This window comes from Paenibacillus sp. CMM36 (genome assembly GCF_053570945.1).
Map to the genome: position 1 here is coordinate 152,320 of NZ_JBSEDY010000011.1, position 16,217 is coordinate 168,536.

At 46.2% G+C, this 16,217-nt stretch carries 17 protein-coding genes; 4 read left to right on the forward strand and 13 right to left on the reverse strand.

Going from position 1 to position 16,217, the window contains the following annotated elements:
• Position 1: 1 nt before the first annotated feature.
• The 3 genes from corA to ACWA2B_RS20330 all read right to left on the reverse strand — a co-directional run bounded on the left by corA (position 2) and on the right by ACWA2B_RS20330 (position 3,704).
• Positions 2-961 (reverse strand): magnesium/cobalt transporter CorA, encoded by a 960-nt coding sequence (gene corA, locus ACWA2B_RS20320; protein WP_069012880.1) that lies wholly within the window; start codon positions 959-961, stop codon positions 2-4.
• A gap of 573 nt (positions 962-1,534) precedes the next feature.
• Complete coding sequence (locus tag ACWA2B_RS20325) at positions 1,535-2,263, reverse strand: amino acid ABC transporter ATP-binding protein (protein ID WP_029517121.1); 729 nt, start codon at positions 2,261-2,263, stop codon at positions 1,535-1,537.
• Entirely contained in the window at positions 2,256-3,704 is a 1,449-nt protein-coding gene (locus ACWA2B_RS20330) for an amino acid ABC transporter substrate-binding protein/permease (RefSeq protein WP_029517122.1), read from the reverse strand. The genes ACWA2B_RS20325 and ACWA2B_RS20330 overlap by 8 nt, the downstream gene beginning before the upstream one ends.
• Before the next feature lie 63 nt (positions 3,705-3,767).
• Between ACWA2B_RS20330 and ACWA2B_RS20335 the strand changes: the two genes are divergently transcribed.
• A complete protein-coding gene (locus ACWA2B_RS20335; protein ID WP_155271710.1) occupies positions 3,768-3,911 on the forward strand; it encodes a hypothetical protein in 144 nt (47 codons plus the stop codon).
• A gap of 32 nt (positions 3,912-3,943) precedes the next feature.
• Here ACWA2B_RS20335 and ACWA2B_RS20340 read toward each other — a convergent pair whose 3' ends face one another.
• From ACWA2B_RS20340 to ACWA2B_RS20350, 3 genes are all read right to left on the reverse strand, one after another.
• Positions 3,944-4,933: an inorganic phosphate transporter gene (locus ACWA2B_RS20340; protein WP_029517123.1), complete on the reverse strand. Its 990-nt coding sequence runs from the start codon at positions 4,931-4,933 to the stop codon at positions 3,944-3,946.
• Positions 4,934-4,946: 13 nt separating this feature from the next.
• Positions 4,947-5,561 (reverse strand): DUF47 domain-containing protein, encoded by a 615-nt coding sequence (locus tag ACWA2B_RS20345; protein ID WP_007428879.1) that lies wholly within the window; start codon positions 5,559-5,561, stop codon positions 4,947-4,949.
• 188 nt (positions 5,562-5,749) lie between these two features.
• Positions 5,750-6,844 (reverse strand): DUF3048 domain-containing protein, encoded by a 1,095-nt coding sequence (locus ACWA2B_RS20350; RefSeq protein ID WP_165149957.1) that lies wholly within the window; start codon positions 6,842-6,844, stop codon positions 5,750-5,752.
• Between the two features lie 248 nt (positions 6,845-7,092).
• Here ACWA2B_RS20350 and ACWA2B_RS20355 point away from each other — a divergent pair, with 248 nt between their 5' ends.
• Entirely contained in the window at positions 7,093-7,611 is a 519-nt protein-coding gene (locus tag ACWA2B_RS20355; RefSeq protein WP_029517125.1) for a DoxX family membrane protein, read from the forward strand.
• A 216-nt stretch (positions 7,612-7,827) separates the two neighbouring features.
• Positions 7,828-8,751 (forward strand): hypothetical protein, encoded by a 924-nt coding sequence (locus tag ACWA2B_RS20360; protein WP_029517126.1) that lies wholly within the window; start codon positions 7,828-7,830, stop codon positions 8,749-8,751.
• Positions 8,752-8,823: 72 nt separating this feature from the next.
• On the opposite strand, the gene ACWA2B_RS20365 is transcribed toward ACWA2B_RS20360, so the two are convergent.
• From ACWA2B_RS20365 to ACWA2B_RS20375, 3 genes are all read right to left on the reverse strand, one after another.
• Positions 8,824-9,615: a dioxygenase family protein gene (locus ACWA2B_RS20365; RefSeq protein ID WP_029517127.1), complete on the reverse strand. Its 792-nt coding sequence runs from the start codon at positions 9,613-9,615 to the stop codon at positions 8,824-8,826.
• Positions 9,616-9,707: 92 nt separating this feature from the next.
• On the reverse strand, positions 9,708-10,532 hold the full coding sequence (locus ACWA2B_RS20370; RefSeq protein WP_029517128.1) for an alpha/beta hydrolase: 825 nt from the start codon (positions 10,530-10,532) through the stop codon (positions 9,708-9,710).
• 271 nt (positions 10,533-10,803) lie between these two features.
• Positions 10,804-11,103 (reverse strand): hypothetical protein, encoded by a 300-nt coding sequence (locus ACWA2B_RS20375; RefSeq protein WP_029517129.1) that lies wholly within the window; start codon positions 11,101-11,103, stop codon positions 10,804-10,806.
• 197 nt (positions 11,104-11,300) lie between these two features.
• Between ACWA2B_RS20375 and ACWA2B_RS20380 the strand changes: the two genes are divergently transcribed.
• Complete coding sequence (locus tag ACWA2B_RS20380) at positions 11,301-11,732, forward strand: hypothetical protein (protein ID WP_029517130.1); 432 nt, start codon at positions 11,301-11,303, stop codon at positions 11,730-11,732.
• Between the two features lie 161 nt (positions 11,733-11,893).
• Here the strand turns inward: ACWA2B_RS20380 and ACWA2B_RS20385 are convergent, their stop codons facing one another.
• The 4 genes from ACWA2B_RS20385 to ACWA2B_RS20400 all read right to left on the reverse strand — a co-directional run bounded on the left by ACWA2B_RS20385 (position 11,894) and on the right by ACWA2B_RS20400 (position 16,192).
• Positions 11,894-12,841, reverse strand: coding sequence for an ABC transporter substrate-binding protein (locus ACWA2B_RS20385; protein ID WP_449292577.1), 948 nt, complete (start codon positions 12,839-12,841; stop codon positions 11,894-11,896).
• Positions 12,842-12,905: 64 nt separating this feature from the next.
• Entirely contained in the window at positions 12,906-13,931 is a 1,026-nt protein-coding gene (locus tag ACWA2B_RS20390) for a FecCD family ABC transporter permease (RefSeq protein ID WP_340931360.1), read from the reverse strand.
• A complete protein-coding gene (locus tag ACWA2B_RS20395; RefSeq protein ID WP_318628218.1) occupies positions 13,931-15,016 on the reverse strand; it encodes a FecCD family ABC transporter permease in 1,086 nt (361 codons plus the stop codon). The genes ACWA2B_RS20390 and ACWA2B_RS20395 overlap by 1 nt, the downstream gene beginning before the upstream one ends.
• A 201-nt stretch (positions 15,017-15,217) precedes the next feature.
• The gene (locus tag ACWA2B_RS20400) at positions 15,218-16,192 is read right to left on the reverse strand and encodes a glycoside hydrolase family 43 protein (RefSeq protein ID WP_342425667.1); all 975 of its coding nucleotides are present in this window, start codon (positions 16,190-16,192) and stop codon (positions 15,218-15,220) included.
• Between the last annotated feature and the right edge of the window lie 25 nt (positions 16,193-16,217).

The following is a 16,217-nucleotide window of genomic DNA, read 5'->3' on the forward strand; positions in this document are numbered from 1 at the left end:
ACTATTTGAACCAGCCTCGGCGCATAAACCAGACCACCATGGCAACACTCAACAAAAACATGAAGAACAGTACGCCAAAATATCCATATTTCCAGCCCAACTCGGGCATATTCGAAAAATTCATACCATAGATTCCTGCAATCAGCGTCAAGGGCATAAAAACGGTCGTAATTACGGTTAGCGTCTTCATAATTGAATTCATGCGGTTGGAATTGAGCGATATATAACTGTCTCTCAGGTCGGCTGTCATCTCGCGGTCGGCCTCCAGCATGTCTGTCAACTTCAATAAATGATCATATATATCGGTAAAATAAGCCATATGATCTCCTTGGCCCTGCACATGCTGTGAATTCAAAACTCGGTACATCAGATCACGCATAGGTACGATGGTACGGCGCAGCTTGAGCAGCCTGCCACGCAGGTCAAACACCTGCTTCATTAATTCCTCTACGGATTCGCGACCGCCCAAGCCCTCCAGCTCAGCCAATTCGTCCTCAATCATAAAAAGGCTCGGAAAATAGTTATCTACCAGCTTGTCCATCACCGTGTAGGCTGCAGCCAGCGGTCCTCGCGACCATATTTTGCGTTCATTCGCATGCTGGACAATCCGCTCCCAGGCTTGATCCAGCTCCTCTAACTCATGATGGTGATATGTAACCAAAAAACGACTGCTAATAAACATATCCACTTCTTCCGCAGCTAACGTATCTGCATCAAGCGCATGCACGACCAGAAACTGCACATCCTCGTAATAATCCAATTTGGGACGTTGCAGAACATGCATACAATCCTCCACAGCCAATGGGTGAAAATGAAAATAACTCGTCAGCAGCTCCGTCTCGCGATCTGTAGGCTCGCTAAAATCTACCCACATCCATATGTAATCCTCCATGACGATCTGATCCAATGGTTTTCCCACTGTTACCTGATGATCATGACCTATAGCCAATGTACGTATCACCGTACGTCCCCCTCGCTTACACTTCCGTCTGATATGTCATTTATATTTTATATAAGCCAATCAGCATTATACAAATCTCACGCTCTACATTCCCATACACTAAATAAGAAAAGGATATCTCCGGGTCAACAAGCCGTCCCAAGATATCCTTTATCCTCGTGCAGAGCAGTTCTTATCTTCAAAGCAAGCCTTCCACTTCAGAATTTTGCAAAATTCTCACTTATGAAAATAAACATCATAAGCCACAAAGCGGTCGGATGCTTACCTCGCTATATCCCCCTCGGCGCAGCAAGCACCGAGCTGCGTCGCGCCCTCTTCCCCTGCACCCACTCATTCAAAAGTGAGGCAGGCTCATGGCACGAAAAGGGCAATCAGCGAGCCGTAGCGTAGCGGTCCATTTGAATCTGGAGAAGCGGAGCGTTCGCCTTTGCCCCTGTATTTTAACCTTTTCATGTGTTATACAATCCAAAAAAATTCAGGGGCAACAGCGATCGAAAGATCAAATGGAACGCGGAGCGTCTTACAACGAGATCCCCGCCTACATCCACAAACCCTGCCTCACTTTTAATCCTCTTACAATACTTTTTCTAAGAAACTAATGGTCCGCTCGTTTTTCGGATTACCAAATACCTCTTGTGGCGTTCCTTCTTCTACGATGTAACCACCGTCCATAAACACAACACGGTCGCTTACTTCGCGTGCAAAACCCATCTCATGCGTTACGATCATCATCGTCATGCCTTCACGCGCCAGATCATTCATTACGCCAAGCACTTCGCCCACCATTTCAGGATCGAGCGCCGAGGTCGGCTCGTCGAACAGCATAATGTCTGGGTTCATGGCCAGCGCACGTGCAATCGCCACACGCTGCTTCTGACCGCCGGAAAGCTGTCCTGGCAGTGCATCTGCCTTATCGGCCAACCCCACACGATCCAGCAGCTTCATGGCCGTTTCCCGGGCCTCTGCCTTGGACTGCTTCCCCAGTTCAGTCGGCGCGAACATAATGTTCTTAAGCACGGTCATATGCGGAAACAGATTGAAGTGCTGAAATACCATACCTATATTTTCACGAACTTTGTTAATATCCACGTTTTTGTCACTCAAGTTGTAGTCATCGACAATGACCTCACCTGCGGTAATTTCTTCAAGCATGTTCATACAACGCAAAAACGTACTTTTCCCCGAACCAGAGGGGCCAATGACACACACAACTTCGCCTTCACGTACTTGCATGTCGATGCCTTTTAGCACTTGATTACTACCATAGCTTTTTTTCAGGTTTTTAACGATAATTTTACCCACGGCGAACTCTCCCTTCAAGACGGTTGGAAATTTTGGTCAGGACTGTAATGACGATAAGATACATCACCGCTACTACCAGCCAAATATCAAAGGATTGGAATGTCCGCGCAATAATGATCTTACCCGATTGGGTCAATTCGACCAGACCGATAACAGACAAAATGGACGTATCCTTCAACGTAATAACCAACTGATTGATAAACGACGGGATCATGATTTTCACAGCTTGTGGCAAAATGATTTTAAGCATAGCCGTCCGATAGGGTAGACCAAGCGAACGGGCTGCTTCCATTTGTCCCGGATCAATGGACTGAATACCACCACGGATAATCTCAGTTACATACGCACCCGCATTCAGGGATAGCGTCAATACAGCCGCAACAAAAAGTGGCATTTTGAAGTCCAGTGCCTGTGGAATACCAAAGTAAATAAAGAAAGCAAGCACGATCAGCGGAATACCGCGGAATATATCGACGAAAACAGTTGCAATACCACGGAACACCTTGTTATGGCTTACTTTCATAAAGCCAAACACCAAACCTAGGATAAAGGCTACGAGTAAAGATACAAGTGTGTACAACAACGTATTTCCCATGCCTTTAATCAGCGAAGGCAGCGAAGCGGAAATCAGCCCCCAGCGGCTGGTCTCTACAGGCGCCACACCTTTGCCCGATTCGCCAAGGTATTTAGCCAAAATCTTATCGTATTCCCCGCTATTACGCAGATTAACAAGCCCTGCATTAAATTTCTCCAGCAACTCCTTGTTTTTGCCTTGGTTAACAGCAAACCCGTAAGAAGCACCTTTTTCCTTATCTGTTACCAGCTTAAGGCCGTTATTCTGGTTTACACCGTATGCCAGTACCGGATAGTCATCAAAGCAGGCAACCGAATTACCTGTTTTAACTTCATCATACATTTGAGAAGAATCGTCGAACGGTACTGTAGTAAAGCCGTATTTGGCCTTAATGGACTCTGCGAATGTATAACCTTCCGTGCCTGTTTTGACAGCGACACGCTGCCCTTTCAAGTCCTCATAGCGTTTAACCGTATCATTATCCTTACGGACCGCCATGACGACGCCTGAATCAAAATAAGGCTCAGAAAAATCAAATTTCCGCTTGCGTTCATCGGTAATACTCATCCCGGCAATGACACCATCCACTTGATTCGTTTCAAGGGCCTGCACTGCCGCGTTAAAGCCAAGAGGCTTAATGGTATATTCAAAATTCTGATCCTTGGCAATAGCTGCCAGCAAATCCATATCAATTCCGACGAATTTACCATCTACATCTTCAAACTCAAAAGGCGCGAACGTTGTATCCGTGCCGATATCATACTTTGTTTTATTTTCTGCATGTGCCACTACACCGAAATTACCGGCCAGGGCAACCACAAAAAACAAACAAATGATAAGTGCTATTAGTTTTCTAGATTTTTGCATAATTTCCTCCAGTCAGTTGAACGGTTCAAAGTTTTCTGTTTATTTTACAGGAGTTATTAAAAATTGACTACTTTGATGTCAGGTATTTTTGAAAAACGTTTCATGGAACTATCTGGAGGTGTAAACTTTGAAGAAGCCGTTTTGCCCCAGAATGCCAATAAGCCCCTGCCGCAAAAAGCGGACGGAAGCTTATTGTGTGTTCTATAGTGTGTACCTATTTTTCAAGAAATAATAACGAACTAGAAAAGAATTTTGAAAATCAATCCAGATAACAGCGCAGCAATCGGTATCGTTATCACCCAAGTAATAATAATTCGACCGGCCAGCGACCAACGCACAGCGGAAAAACGCTTCGCAGAACCCACACCCAAAATAGCCGAAGTAATGGCATGAGTGGTACTTACGGGCAAATGAAGCAATGTAGCTGTGAAAATAACAGAGGCTCCCGAAATGTCGGCTGCAAATCCGTTAATTGGCTCGATTTTAAAAATCTTGGTTCCCATCGTCTTGATGATTTTCCAGCCCCCGATAGATGTACCTAGCGCCATGGCTGTTGCGGCTGAAATTTTTACCCACATGGGTACTTCCAAATGGTCCTGATACCCCGACGAAACGAGTGCGAATGTAATAATCCCCATCGCCTTTTGAGCATCATTCGTACCATGCGTGAACGACTGAAGCGCTGCTGTAATGACCTGCATTGTACGGAACCCTTTGTTCACCGTATGCGGACTACGATGAGCGAAGATGTATTTTAAAATCATCATCACGATGTAACCGACAACAAAAGCAATCAACGGGGAGAAAATAAGTCCTTCGACAATCCCGATGAAGCCGCTCCAGTTTAATTTTTCCGATCCTGCACCTACATACACCGCTCCAGCCAATGCACCAATCAATGCATGAGAAGAGGATGAAGGAATACCGAACCACCAGGTTAAGAGGTTCCAGATAATCGCAGCGATCAGCGTCGCAATGACGATATCAATTCCATTCGTAAGCTTGGTTGGATCAGCCACACTTCCACCAATCGTCTTCGCAACCCCTGTAAACAATATTGCCCCGAGAAAGTTCATGACCGCAGCCATAATAATCGCACGTCGCGGGGTCAATGCACGGGTCGATACCGAAGTTGCAATCGCGTTCGCCGTATCATGAAACCCATTAATAAAATCAAATGCCAGAGCAAGAAAAATAACAATACCCAATACCAGTAAACTTGTATCCATGTAAAAGGACTCCTTACGAGTTACGCATAATGATGGATTCCAGCATATTTGCAACATCCTCGCATGAATCCGTTGTCGTTTCAAGGCGTTCGTACAATTCTTTGCGTTTAATCAGTTCAATAGGGTCAGTTACAGTTGCAAACAGGTTTTTGATGCAAATACGCAACAATTCATCCCCCTGATTTTCCAAATCATTCAGACGAATAGTGTATTCACGAATGGCCAGCAATTTTTTCTGTGAAAGCAGATGTACAGCTTTCTGAATTTCGTAAGCTGATTGACGCAGAATATCAGCGAACTGCACAATATACTCGTCCGGCTCCGTAATGTTGTACATATAAAAACGGGAAGCCGTCGCTTCAAGACCGTCCAACACATCATCCATGGTTGTTGTCAGTTCCATGATGTCGTCGCGTTCCAACGGCGTAATGAAGGTCTTGTTCAGTTCAGTAATAATCGTGTGTGTGTAATCATCACACTTATTTTCATACTTCTTCATTTCATTTGTAAACAAAGTCACATCTTGAAGATTTGAAGTATGTTGGGCAAAATAATCGGCTGCTTGCACGATCGTATCTGCCATATTTTCCAACGTCTCGAAGAATATATCCTTTTTCTTCAATCTCATAACGATTACCCCTTTACGAAAATATCCGCAACCTGTTTCGACTGCAATAGACAACCTTTGCTATCTTATCACACTCATCAATGTTTTTGTAATGTTTGTAAAAGCAAATTTCATGATATACGTATACAGTGCCCGACATATAAGCTCATTATCCGACAATTTTTTCCTAAAAAGGTGTAATTCGTTTTCTAATTCACTTCTATGGTTACATGTTCCTTTAGTGGTGTATCTGCAGGCACCACATGTATATAGGATGTACCTGGCGTTAACGGAATTTCAACCCCATTCTTCATAAAACGAATCGCATCACCTGGCGTATGTTGCCACTCAGCCTGTATTAACTGTCCTTGTTGAAACACCATGGCCTCTCCGCTGCCGTCCAGTTCAACACTTAATCTGCCTACATCATCCAACGTTCGATGCCTGGTGCTCATCACAATGACATTGGCTGCTGAGAGCTGTTGGTTATTATTTTGATCCACATGTGACTTTTCGTTCACAAAACGCTTATATTGTTGATCCGCTGGATCATAGGTATAAGATACCCGGTAGCTTTTAAGCAAAAACCGGATTTGTAAAGATGTTGCAGTCTCGTCCACCATAACTGGGGTTTCGCCGGATTTAAGGTAAGTATATACTGGAACGTCCGTATGCGTAGCATACCCTTTACTATCGCTTCCTTTGCGCAGTCTATTCACGTCCGTGTATAGATTATGCGGAGGACGACGATCTTTGCTTCGCCAGAAGTATGCCCCTCCATTTGAAATCTCATCTAAATGTTCCTTCCGCTGCTGCTGTAAAATCGCATAGGCATCTGTGCTTCCCCCTGCGTGTATCGGCAACGCACCATAAGTTTCGCCCAGCTCAATCAAATACGGACGAATGCTACGGACCGGACCAACCTTTACATCTCCGCCATGACTTTGGAAAAAAGCGACCAGACGGGTAATTCCGCCTTCTGCAAGAACTTCATATACCATATCTGCCTGACTAAGTCCTGCCTGCGGACGTGCTGCTGGAGCATTGTTAATCATGACAGCGAGCGGTCGCTCCAAAACTGGCTGCTCCACCGGAAGACCGGTAAGCGGAGCTGTAAATGCCGGAGTAGACTGCTCCTTCGGCGGTTCAAGCGCCTCCTTCTCTGTTTTATGCTTGGTCGGTTGAGGAACGGGTTCAGTATCTCCCGTATTGGACATAGCAGAACAAGACATCAGCGTCATGCATAACAGAGCTGAGGCCATTACACGCAACCAATGATTTCGTTGGGAAATGGGCCCGGACAAGTTCATCCCTCCACTTCGTTATTTTTCTCATTATAAGCTTTATTTCCTGTTTTTGTCTTGATTGAAGCATGACCTCTCTATAGAATACTTATCTGAAGACATTAAAATTTTAAAAATATTCATACTTTGTGATTTTTATCACAAATAACTGTAACTGAACCTACTACAATAAAGGTGTAGCAAAGATGATCATCCCAACAAAATGAAATACAACCAACATTATAGATTAAGAAAGAGGAGTGGTTTGAATGTTTAATAGCTGGTTACGTGAGAACAAAGTCGCAATGTGGTTGCTGACTGTCGTACGGGTTTATCTAGGTTATGAATGGATGACTCACGGACTTGAAAAGCTGACAGGTGGATTCGATGCAGGCGGATTTATCTCGGGGGCCATTGCTAAAACAGGTGGAGACCATCCCGCTGTACAAGGCTGGTGGGGATCGTTCCTCGAAGCCTTTGCCCTGCCGAATGTAGGTTTGTTCAACGTCCTGATCCCGTTGGGTGAGTTCTTGGTCGGGGTTGGCCTGCTTCTCGGTACATTGACTACACTGGCTGCTTTGATGGCCATGGTTATGAACTTCTCGTTCCTGTTCTCGGGTACAGTAAGCACCAATGCAATCTACCTGCTGTTTGAAATCTTCCTCGTAGTTGCTGGCGCAAATGCCGGAAGAATTGGCTTTGACCGTTGGGTACTGCCCTTCCTGCGTGGACTGTTTGGTAAAAATAAAGATACCTTTCCAGCGGACCCTAGTCGAAAAATAGCTTAAACATCCCCCAAATAACCGTTATCCTCCGGGATAATGGTTATTTTTTTTGCGCTGTTATGCTCACAAGGAGGATTTTAGCTCCTCCTAACTCGGACTCTTTTATCGGATTCATTATCCTCCCCAAACGTTTACAAGTTGGATACAACATGGAATGCTCACGATACATTTACCCTATACACTACAGTTACATCAAAGAACGTAATGGAGGGTTATATCATGAAAAAAATCACCAAAGCCTATCTCATGCTCGCAGCAGTAACTTTCACAGTGCAGACTATGGGATCGGGATATACGGCATCAGCCCAAGCGGCGACGTCTACTACGACATCTCAGGCAGAAAGTGTACAACATATCTCCAAGACCTTCGAGCAGCTACTAGGCCAACCCGGCAAGCTATCTCAGGCATTCACTTATTTGCAAAAGCATATTCAATCCATTCCAGCTTCTCAAGCTACCCTCATGGTGCTTCATCTGGAAAATGCACAGAACCAGCAATTGGATTCCTATGCACAGACCCTATACCCGACCTCTGTTCAAACCAAAATAAATCAAATCTATAAACCCGGTGATTCGTTCACAAATGTAATCAGCCGTACAAGCGATGCGAACCTGAAAAAGTTGCTAACTCAAACAAGAGATGCCGGCTACAAACTTGAAACCGCAGAAGGCATGTATTACCCAATCATCAACTATGAAAAATATAAAGTATTCGGGAAGCACACCACGGCAGATATCCGCAGCTATATTGACATCATGTCGATGGAATCCGGACAGGCTGCTACCAAAGATGCCGCGCTCCGTATCGGCTATCAACAGTTAGCCGGACGAGTGCTGGCACAGGAATTGTTTTTAAACCAATATCCACATTCCAATCGTACACAAGCTATAAAAAAATTGCACGATCTGTACTTTTTCTATACTTTCTACGGCACGAACAATACGCCATTATTCGATCATGATACCGGGAAGATTCATCCGTATGCCAAAAAAGGGTATCAATGGTTCGTTCAACGTAATATGGATTCGAAGAGCACCTATATTCAAAAGCTGAAAGCATTTATGACACTGTTGGATCAAAATGGAGATCAACGTACTTCGCAGGTATCCACTTGGCTAAAAAAGAACGTGCCTTCTAATTAATCGAAGACGCAAAAAACACAAAAGAACTTCCATTCCCACACAGCATGTGGATTCGGAAGTTCTTTTTTACATTTACGTATCACTTTCTTGACCAAAAGCCCAACAATTGAGACTCAGCGAGCCAAGGACATACGACTGAAAAAGCTTATGCGCGGAGCGCTCCTGATCCGCAGCCCCCATCGCATAAAACAAAGGTGAAAAATGCTCTATTCCATAAGAAGGTACCGCTTGTTTGGCATATGGAGCCTTCTTGTCATATTGGAATAAGTGACGTAAATTCCAGTCTTGAAGCTGCTGTGCAATCCAGTCATCATATTGAACGGCCCAATCGGCTGGCTCACTCGTCTGCTTGAGTGTCCGCAAGTTGTGGACCAATCCGCCGCTACCGATAATCAAAATCCCTTGTTCTCGCAACGGCGCCAGCATCCGTCCAATCTCGTATTGCTCTTGAGGAGCGCGCCGAGAATCAATAGATAACGGTACGACCGGTATGTCCGCATCAGGATATATATGCCGCAAAACCACCCATGCTCCATGATCCAGTCCCCGGTTCCGAACCGGCTGGTGGAACAAGTTATGCTGACTGAACAGATGCTCTATCTCCTCATACAGCTTTGGATCGCCTGGTGCAGGGTAATCGATTGAGTACATTTCTTCAGGAAAGCCATAGAAATCGTGCAACGCTGCATGCTGATCATCCGCGCCAATACATTGATCGGGGCTATCCCAATGCGCGGAAAAAATGACAATTCCTTTGGGTCGGGGCAGGCTCGCGCCCAGCTTTGCAAGAAAGCTGGTATATGCGTTATTTTCTACAGCCAGTGTCGGTGAACCATGCGCAACAAAAATTGAGGGTAATGTCATCGCTGCCAACCTCCACACGCCAGTATAGTGTTACTCTTCCATTTTACTCCGGCGGAGGCGCAATTTCCAATACAATCCGTTACACACTGAAATCAGATCATCCAGTGCTGCCAATCACGTTGAATATTTTCCTGTTCATCCAGCCATTCAAGCGTCCGATCAATGAGCCGTTGCCGCTCTTTACCTGACGAGAAAGTGTGATCTCCCTGGAAAATAATCTCTTTATCACAGCGTCCCTCTGGACGCATCCAGAATATCTTTTGAAACAGAAATGCATAATCGACAGGAATAATATCATCCGAGGTTCCATGAATGACGAGCACATCCCCGTTAAATTTAACGGCCTCCTGGAACGGCTGAAATTGAGCTAACGACTCAAAGTAAGCAGGCGTAAACTTATAGCCCAAATAATCGGCATGACCAGTTTTAACAGACTCATCGTACACGCTTCGCTCCGTAATTTTGACGATGTCATTGAACGGATAGCCCACTGCTGACCAAAGGACCAGATTTTGTACTCTCTTGTCCCGTACGGCTGTGAGAAGAGCAACCGCGCCCCCCAGACTGTGACCGATCAGCGTCACCTTGGTCGGGTCAATGTCCGCACAATTGACGGCGTAATCCAATACGGTACGTGTCTGATTAATCATGGACTCAAGCCCCTGCTTGCCGTATTCACCTGTGCTCTCCCCACAACCGGCAAAATCAAAGCGCAGGACAAAATATCCCCCTTCGGCCAGTTCACGCGCAGTCTTGACGAATAATCGATCTACGCCGATACGATTGCCTACAAAACCGTGACATATAACAACGAGGGGAACTCGTCTCTGACGCTCTCCCTCATTTGTACGGTTTGGATAATGAATTGTTGCGGCCAGCTCTTCATGTTCAAAACGAATTCCAATTTGCCGTTCCATCCTGATTCCCCCTGTTTCAAGCTTCACTACACATTTATGAATTCGAACTCATATAGTAACGTGGAATATCCATCCAGGATATTTATTCACTTTAATTCCGATAAGTTTAATAAGTTTTATAGTAAAGTCAGTCTATCATCGCCCTGCTTCCTTGTCAACCTGTCAGTTCACATCGTTAAAAAAGTAAACAAATAGCGCTCCCCGATGCGATTCCGGAGAACGCTATACTACACTTATGTGAGGGAATCCACTACATTTAAAGTGACATTCGTTATTCGTAGCTGTTCCTGAACATTTGGTGGGTCTCCGTTCGTCCTTCCCACTGCAGTTTACAAGAGTCGCCGTTATGTTCATCCTCATGCCACAGGCTGCGGTAGTTCTGTGCACCTAGCTCACCTGCAAATTCTGTATCCTCAGCCACTTCGATATCGTCCACTATACGGTACGTTGGAGATGTTCCTTGAACGCTCCGGTGACTCACATTTGTAGACGAGGCCGCCCCGCTATTCCCATTCGAAGCGTTTCCCAGTCGTTTTTGGACTAAATAATCTGCCTGGTTCTCCAGTTTCATGATGCCACATCCTCTCAACGTTTATATTCAGGTTGCTCCACGTGCTCACCCTCTATCCAGTTTGAGGAGAATGCAACGGTAATATACATGCTATAGATAAAGTCTTTTGCCATCCGACGCTTCCTCACGTATACTGTCTTTGTTACGAAATGGCGGTTCCATCAGCTTGGAATACGCTCATAAAGCAGGAGGAAGCAATGAATAAAGCAAAAAATTATACGCTTATTGCATGGGTTGCCTTGTCCATGTTTTTTTTGACACAGGCGATTATCGGATGGTTTGTCACCTTTACAGGCGGAGATCTCAAACCCTTTGAAGAAATCAGCCTATCCACCCTTATCATCATCGCCGCAGGAGCCATTCTACTCGTTGAAGCCCTGATGAATTTTATGGATCGTCCCGAAGAAGGCGAGGAGATACAACATCCAAACCCCGCCCCCGTAAAGCCCCAGATGAATCTTAAATCCATCTTGATGTATGTTGTTTTAGTTGTCGTGATTCTTGTCGCCGGACTAGCGCTGCGCAGTGTACTGCCAGTATTCAGGATCTCACCTTGGGTAAATTTAATTCTCGCCGCCATCGGCTTTATTGGACTCAAACCGATTTTTCTGCGTAAAAAACGTTCATAGCCCGCAATTTTCATTATATGGAGCTGCCCCATTTTGGGTCATAGCAGCTCCTTTTCATTTCGATCAGGCAATCGACTTACAGCTGGGGTGTGCGCCAAAAAGCCGTATTCCTGGCCTGCAAGAAGCTGCATGGAGGAATACGGCTTGATATATTTTAGAACTTATTTGGAAAATAGTTGTTCTGCATTATCCAGAGCCATTTTGTGTCCCATTGCGGAATAGTCCAGCCAAGGCTGTCCGTCCAACATGTAGACATGCCCTTGCTTCACCGCTTTGAGACCTTGCCATACTGTGTTTCCTTCCAGCTGCTTGTATACCTTTTGGGCATCCGCGCCTTTACTGATGATAACAAGAATCGCATCGGCATCATAATCCGGTAAAACCTCTTGGGAAACCACCTGATAAGCCTTGTTGATCTTTTCTACACCTTTGGCTGGCTTCAAGCCCAAATCCTGATATAACAGCGGTCCTACCGGACGCTTCATCCCCATAACACGAACCTCTTTCGCCGTCACACGTACAGCCATAACCGTTCCGTCCCCAATTTTTGAATGAATCAGCTTTTTGACTCGTTCCCTCTGTGTATCATAGTCTTTTAGAAATGCGTCTGCCTGTGCTTCATGTTTGACCATAACGGCTATTTTTTTCAATTGATCTTTCCATGTGCCTTCATCCAGATCAAAAACGTCGGTCGGCGCAATTTTTTCAAACTTGGCCACATCGGTTCCCGAATATTTTTTGTCTAAGAAAATATGATCAGGTTGAAGCTCCAGTACCGCTTCCATATCCGGATCAGTGACAACACCTAGCTTACGGGTACTTTGAAGACGATCTTTTACATGCGGTAGAAAATCCTTCACATCTCCGCCAATGACCGAACCAGCCGGAGTAATGCCCAATGCCAGCAAGTTGTTCGTCAAATGAATTGACATCGAAGCAATACGCGAATCCGCACTAATGGTTGTCTGCGCACTGTCCGCCGCTTTCGTATCGGCAGTCTGTTTGTCGGCTGCTTGTCCGCAAGCAGATAGCATGATCATGCATACAACAAGAGTTGTGACTACCCATGAACGTTTAAAACCTGAACCCTCAAATTTGTGTTTTCTCATGTTTATTCTCTCCTATGCTATAGAAGCTCTACATTATAATGATCATTATAGAAGGCTTCTTCTGTCATTTTGTTCGGGACAACAAGAATAGAAAATACGGAGCTCCTACCACAGCAACCACCACACCTGCGGGAATCGCATTTGGCTGAAACACCGAACGCCCAATCGTGTCGGCGGTGACCAGAATGACGACCCCGACCAAACAGGCTACTGGCAGCAAATGCTGGTACATCGGCCCAACCAGACGGCGAGCCAGATGAGGCGCAATCAGCCCGATAAAGCCGATGCCTCCGGCCATAGATACACTGGCACTAGATAGAGCCACAGCTGCGCCTAGCAGTAATAGGCGCTGGCGCTTCACACTTGTACCGATTCCAGCCGCGGTCTCGTCACCCAACGACAGGTTATTCAGACTGCGCGTCTGCGACAGAACGTAGGGTAATACAATGACTAACCAAGGCAGCAAAGCTGCTGCATGTATCCAGTCCCGGCCCCAAACGCTGCCAGCCAACCAACGTGCGGTAAATGCGTATGTATCCTCATCCAGCCGTAAGGACCAATACAGCGTTATAGCGCTAAGGCCCGAGGCTACACCGATACCGGACAAAATCAGACGCACTGGCACGATTCCTCTGTTACGGCTATAGGACAACAAAACAATCAGCATCGCCGCAATGACACCTCCTGCAAAGGTAAACAAGGGGATCAGGACGGCGGCCGAACCGTCCAAGTCGCGAAAAAAGCTAACGAACATTACCAGTCCCAACGCAGCCCCTGCATGAAGACCGAGCACTCCCGGATCAGCAAGTGCGTTCCGCGACAAGCCTTGCATGACCGCCCCGGCTGCGCCTAGTCCCGCTCCAGCCAGCACCGTTACAGCAATACGAGGCAGACGATACTCGAACAGAACGATATGATCACGTCCGCTGCCACCGCCAAACAACGTATCCAGCACGCGTAGCGGTGGAATACGAATCGTTCCGGTATTCAAACCCAAAACAAGGACGGCAAAGCTGATTCCCGCCAATACCAAACAAACGAGCCAAGCCTTTTTCGTTCTCGTGTCCCCAATCCCTAAAGAGCGACTCACTATAAATCCCTCCTTTCCTTACGGGCGAGAAAGAGGAAAAAGGGTACTCCGATAAAAGACACCATAATTCCAATAGCTAGCTCCTCTGGCGGATTTGCCATTCTCGCTCCCAAATCTGCCAGCACCAGTAACACGGCTCCCAATAACGCAGACAGCGGCACGATCTGGCGATAATCCACACCGATTAGCTTGCGAGCGATATGTGGGATAACCAAACCTACAAAGCCGATGGCTCCAGCAGCCGATACAGAGAGTCCCGCCAGTACCACTACGGTCAGCAGACCCAAAAGCCGAATGCGCCTGAGATTCAACCCAAGGTTTAACGCCACCTCATCGCCCATCGAAATCAGCGAAATAGAACGTGCCAGCCCCATAGACCAGGCGATCACAATAAGCAAAATCGGTGCAAGAATCTCAAGCTGCGACCATTTGATCCCGGCTACACCACCCGCATACCAGAAGGCTAAATCCTGACTTAAATCAAAATAAATCGCAATCCCCGAAGTCATGGAACCTAACAGGGCAGCCGTCACAGCTCCAGACACCGTCAGTCTCATAGGTGTCAATCCACCAGGCGCAGATGCTCCCAGACCAAATACCAGTAAGGTACTCATCAGCGCCCCCAGGAACGACAATACTATTAACGTCCCATAAGGAAGATCGGGAAAAAAGGCAAAACTCACTGCAACTACAAACATCGCTCCTGCGTTAATGCCCAGCACACCTGTATCTCCCAGCGGGTTGCGCGTAATGCCCTGAATCAGAGAACCTGCAACCGCCAGCGCAGCTCCAATAACAGCTGCACCGAGTACACGCGGCAATCTCAACTCATGAATGATCTGATGTGTCATCAGCGAACGATCATAGTGAAATACTGCCGACCACACGGTGCTTACGGTCAAGTCCTTGGCTCCGAGAGAAATGGCGGCGAATATGGCCAAACCCAACAATACAGCCGAAGCTGTGAACAACAACGCCTGCCGAATCCTACCCGCTCGAAGTACTGGACGTGCTGTTATGACTACTTCAGGAACTGCCCTCTCTGTCCGAGCTGTATGTTTGTCCATGCTGTCTTTAGACTGCATTTGATGAGGTCACTCCCTCCGTACCTGAAAAAATCATTACGTTTTCCAAAATGATAACGATAATGATAATTATTATCAACTTGATACATAATAGCATGTTTCTATGACATTGCAAGCCAAAAACTGTTCCCCATAAGAGGAACAGTTTTTGAATATATCTATATGATTTTACTACATAGGTGACTCCAAACGGTCCTCTCTTTAGTACGTAGGCCAGCCTGCCGAATCCCATTTCAAATCACTAATCAGAAGTTTTGGATTTCCTTTATCAGTGGCATCATAGGCATGACGCGCAATGACACTGTTATTATAGACGGATTGGCCGCCAGGTCCCTTCCAACGGTCATTCCCCGCATCCAGTATCGTTCCGCCGCCGTCCATCAGGCTTTTGCCGCTCTTGTCCACATACGGTCCGGTAATACTAGTAGAGCGCCCGTAAATAATCTTATAATTACTGTCTACGCCTTTGCAGCAGTTATCAATGGAAGCAAACAGATAATAATACCCATCACGGTATGTAACATGTGGCGCTTCCAAACCACCCGCCGTACGCTTGGCGATAGAATAGATCTGCCCCGTAGGCTTCATCGTATTCTTGTCCAATCGAGTCACTTTCAAGCCTGAATTCCATGAACCAAAGGAAAGCCACGGGTTACCGGAAGCGTCAATGACGAGATTCGGGTCAATCGCATTATAATCGTTGGCATCCGTCGTACGCAGCACGAGTCCATCATCTCTCCAGCTTCCCGCGCCAATGCTTGTTGCTGAAGTTAATCCAATGGCCGAAGTGCGTGACCCAAAAGTAGAAATGGAATAGTAAACCCAGACACGTCCATTGTACTTCTGAGCGTCCGGTGCCCACACATCGTTAGGCTTTTGCTTAGGTACATACGATTTCCACCATGATGGCGACGACAGGAATATTTGCGGCAATCTGTAAAAATTGCGTCCGTCGTCCGATCTTTGAACCTGTATCCCCTGCCCTGTGGAGAAAATATACCAAGCGTTGCCTTCTTTCGTAATGGACGGATCATGTACTGCCACATCACCAGTTAACGCCCAGTGCTCTGCGGATGCAGATGGCATCACTGAAAGTAACAAAGCAGCCGAGGTTACGGCAGCAAACGCCGTTCGGGTCAATTTACTCCGTACTGATTTTTTCCATGCTTTCAACATTTCTTTCGCACCTCCGAATGAGTAT

Bases quoted from the DNA above. Each gene is read 5' to 3' on its own strand.
- ACWA2B_RS20330 (WP_029517122.1), bottom strand. From the start codon at position 3,704: ATGCAAAAATCTAGAAAACTAATAGCACTTATCATTTGTTTGTTTTTT.
- ACWA2B_RS20340 (WP_029517123.1), bottom strand. From the start codon at position 4,933: ATGGATACAAGTTTACTGGTATTGGGTATTGTTATTTTTCTTGCTCTG.
- ACWA2B_RS20345 (WP_007428879.1), bottom strand. From the start codon at position 5,561: ATGAGATTGAAGAAAAAGGATATATTCTTCGAGACGTTGGAAAATATG.
- ACWA2B_RS20355 (WP_029517125.1), top strand. From the start codon at position 7,093: ATGTTTAATAGCTGGTTACGTGAGAACAAAGTCGCAATGTGGTTGCTG.
- ACWA2B_RS20360 (WP_029517126.1), top strand. From the start codon at position 7,828: ATGAAAAAAATCACCAAAGCCTATCTCATGCTCGCAGCAGTAACTTTC.
- ACWA2B_RS20365 (WP_029517127.1), bottom strand. From the start codon at position 9,615: ATGACATTACCCTCAATTTTTGTTGCGCATGGTTCACCGACACTGGCT.
- ACWA2B_RS20370 (WP_029517128.1), bottom strand. From the start codon at position 10,532: ATGGAACGGCAAATTGGAATTCGTTTTGAACATGAAGAGCTGGCCGCA.
- ACWA2B_RS20375 (WP_029517129.1), bottom strand. From the start codon at position 11,103: ATGAAACTGGAGAACCAGGCAGATTATTTAGTCCAAAAACGACTGGGA.
- ACWA2B_RS20380 (WP_029517130.1), top strand. From the start codon at position 11,301: ATGAATAAAGCAAAAAATTATACGCTTATTGCATGGGTTGCCTTGTCC.
- ACWA2B_RS20385 (WP_449292577.1), bottom strand. From the start codon at position 12,841: ATGAGAAAACACAAATTTGAGGGTTCAGGTTTTAAACGTTCATGGGTA.
- ACWA2B_RS20395 (WP_318628218.1), bottom strand. From the start codon at position 15,016: ATGCAGTCTAAAGACAGCATGGACAAACATACAGCTCGGACAGAGAGG.
- ACWA2B_RS20400 (WP_342425667.1), bottom strand. From the start codon at position 16,192: ATGTTGAAAGCATGGAAAAAATCAGTACGGAGTAAATTGACCCGAACG.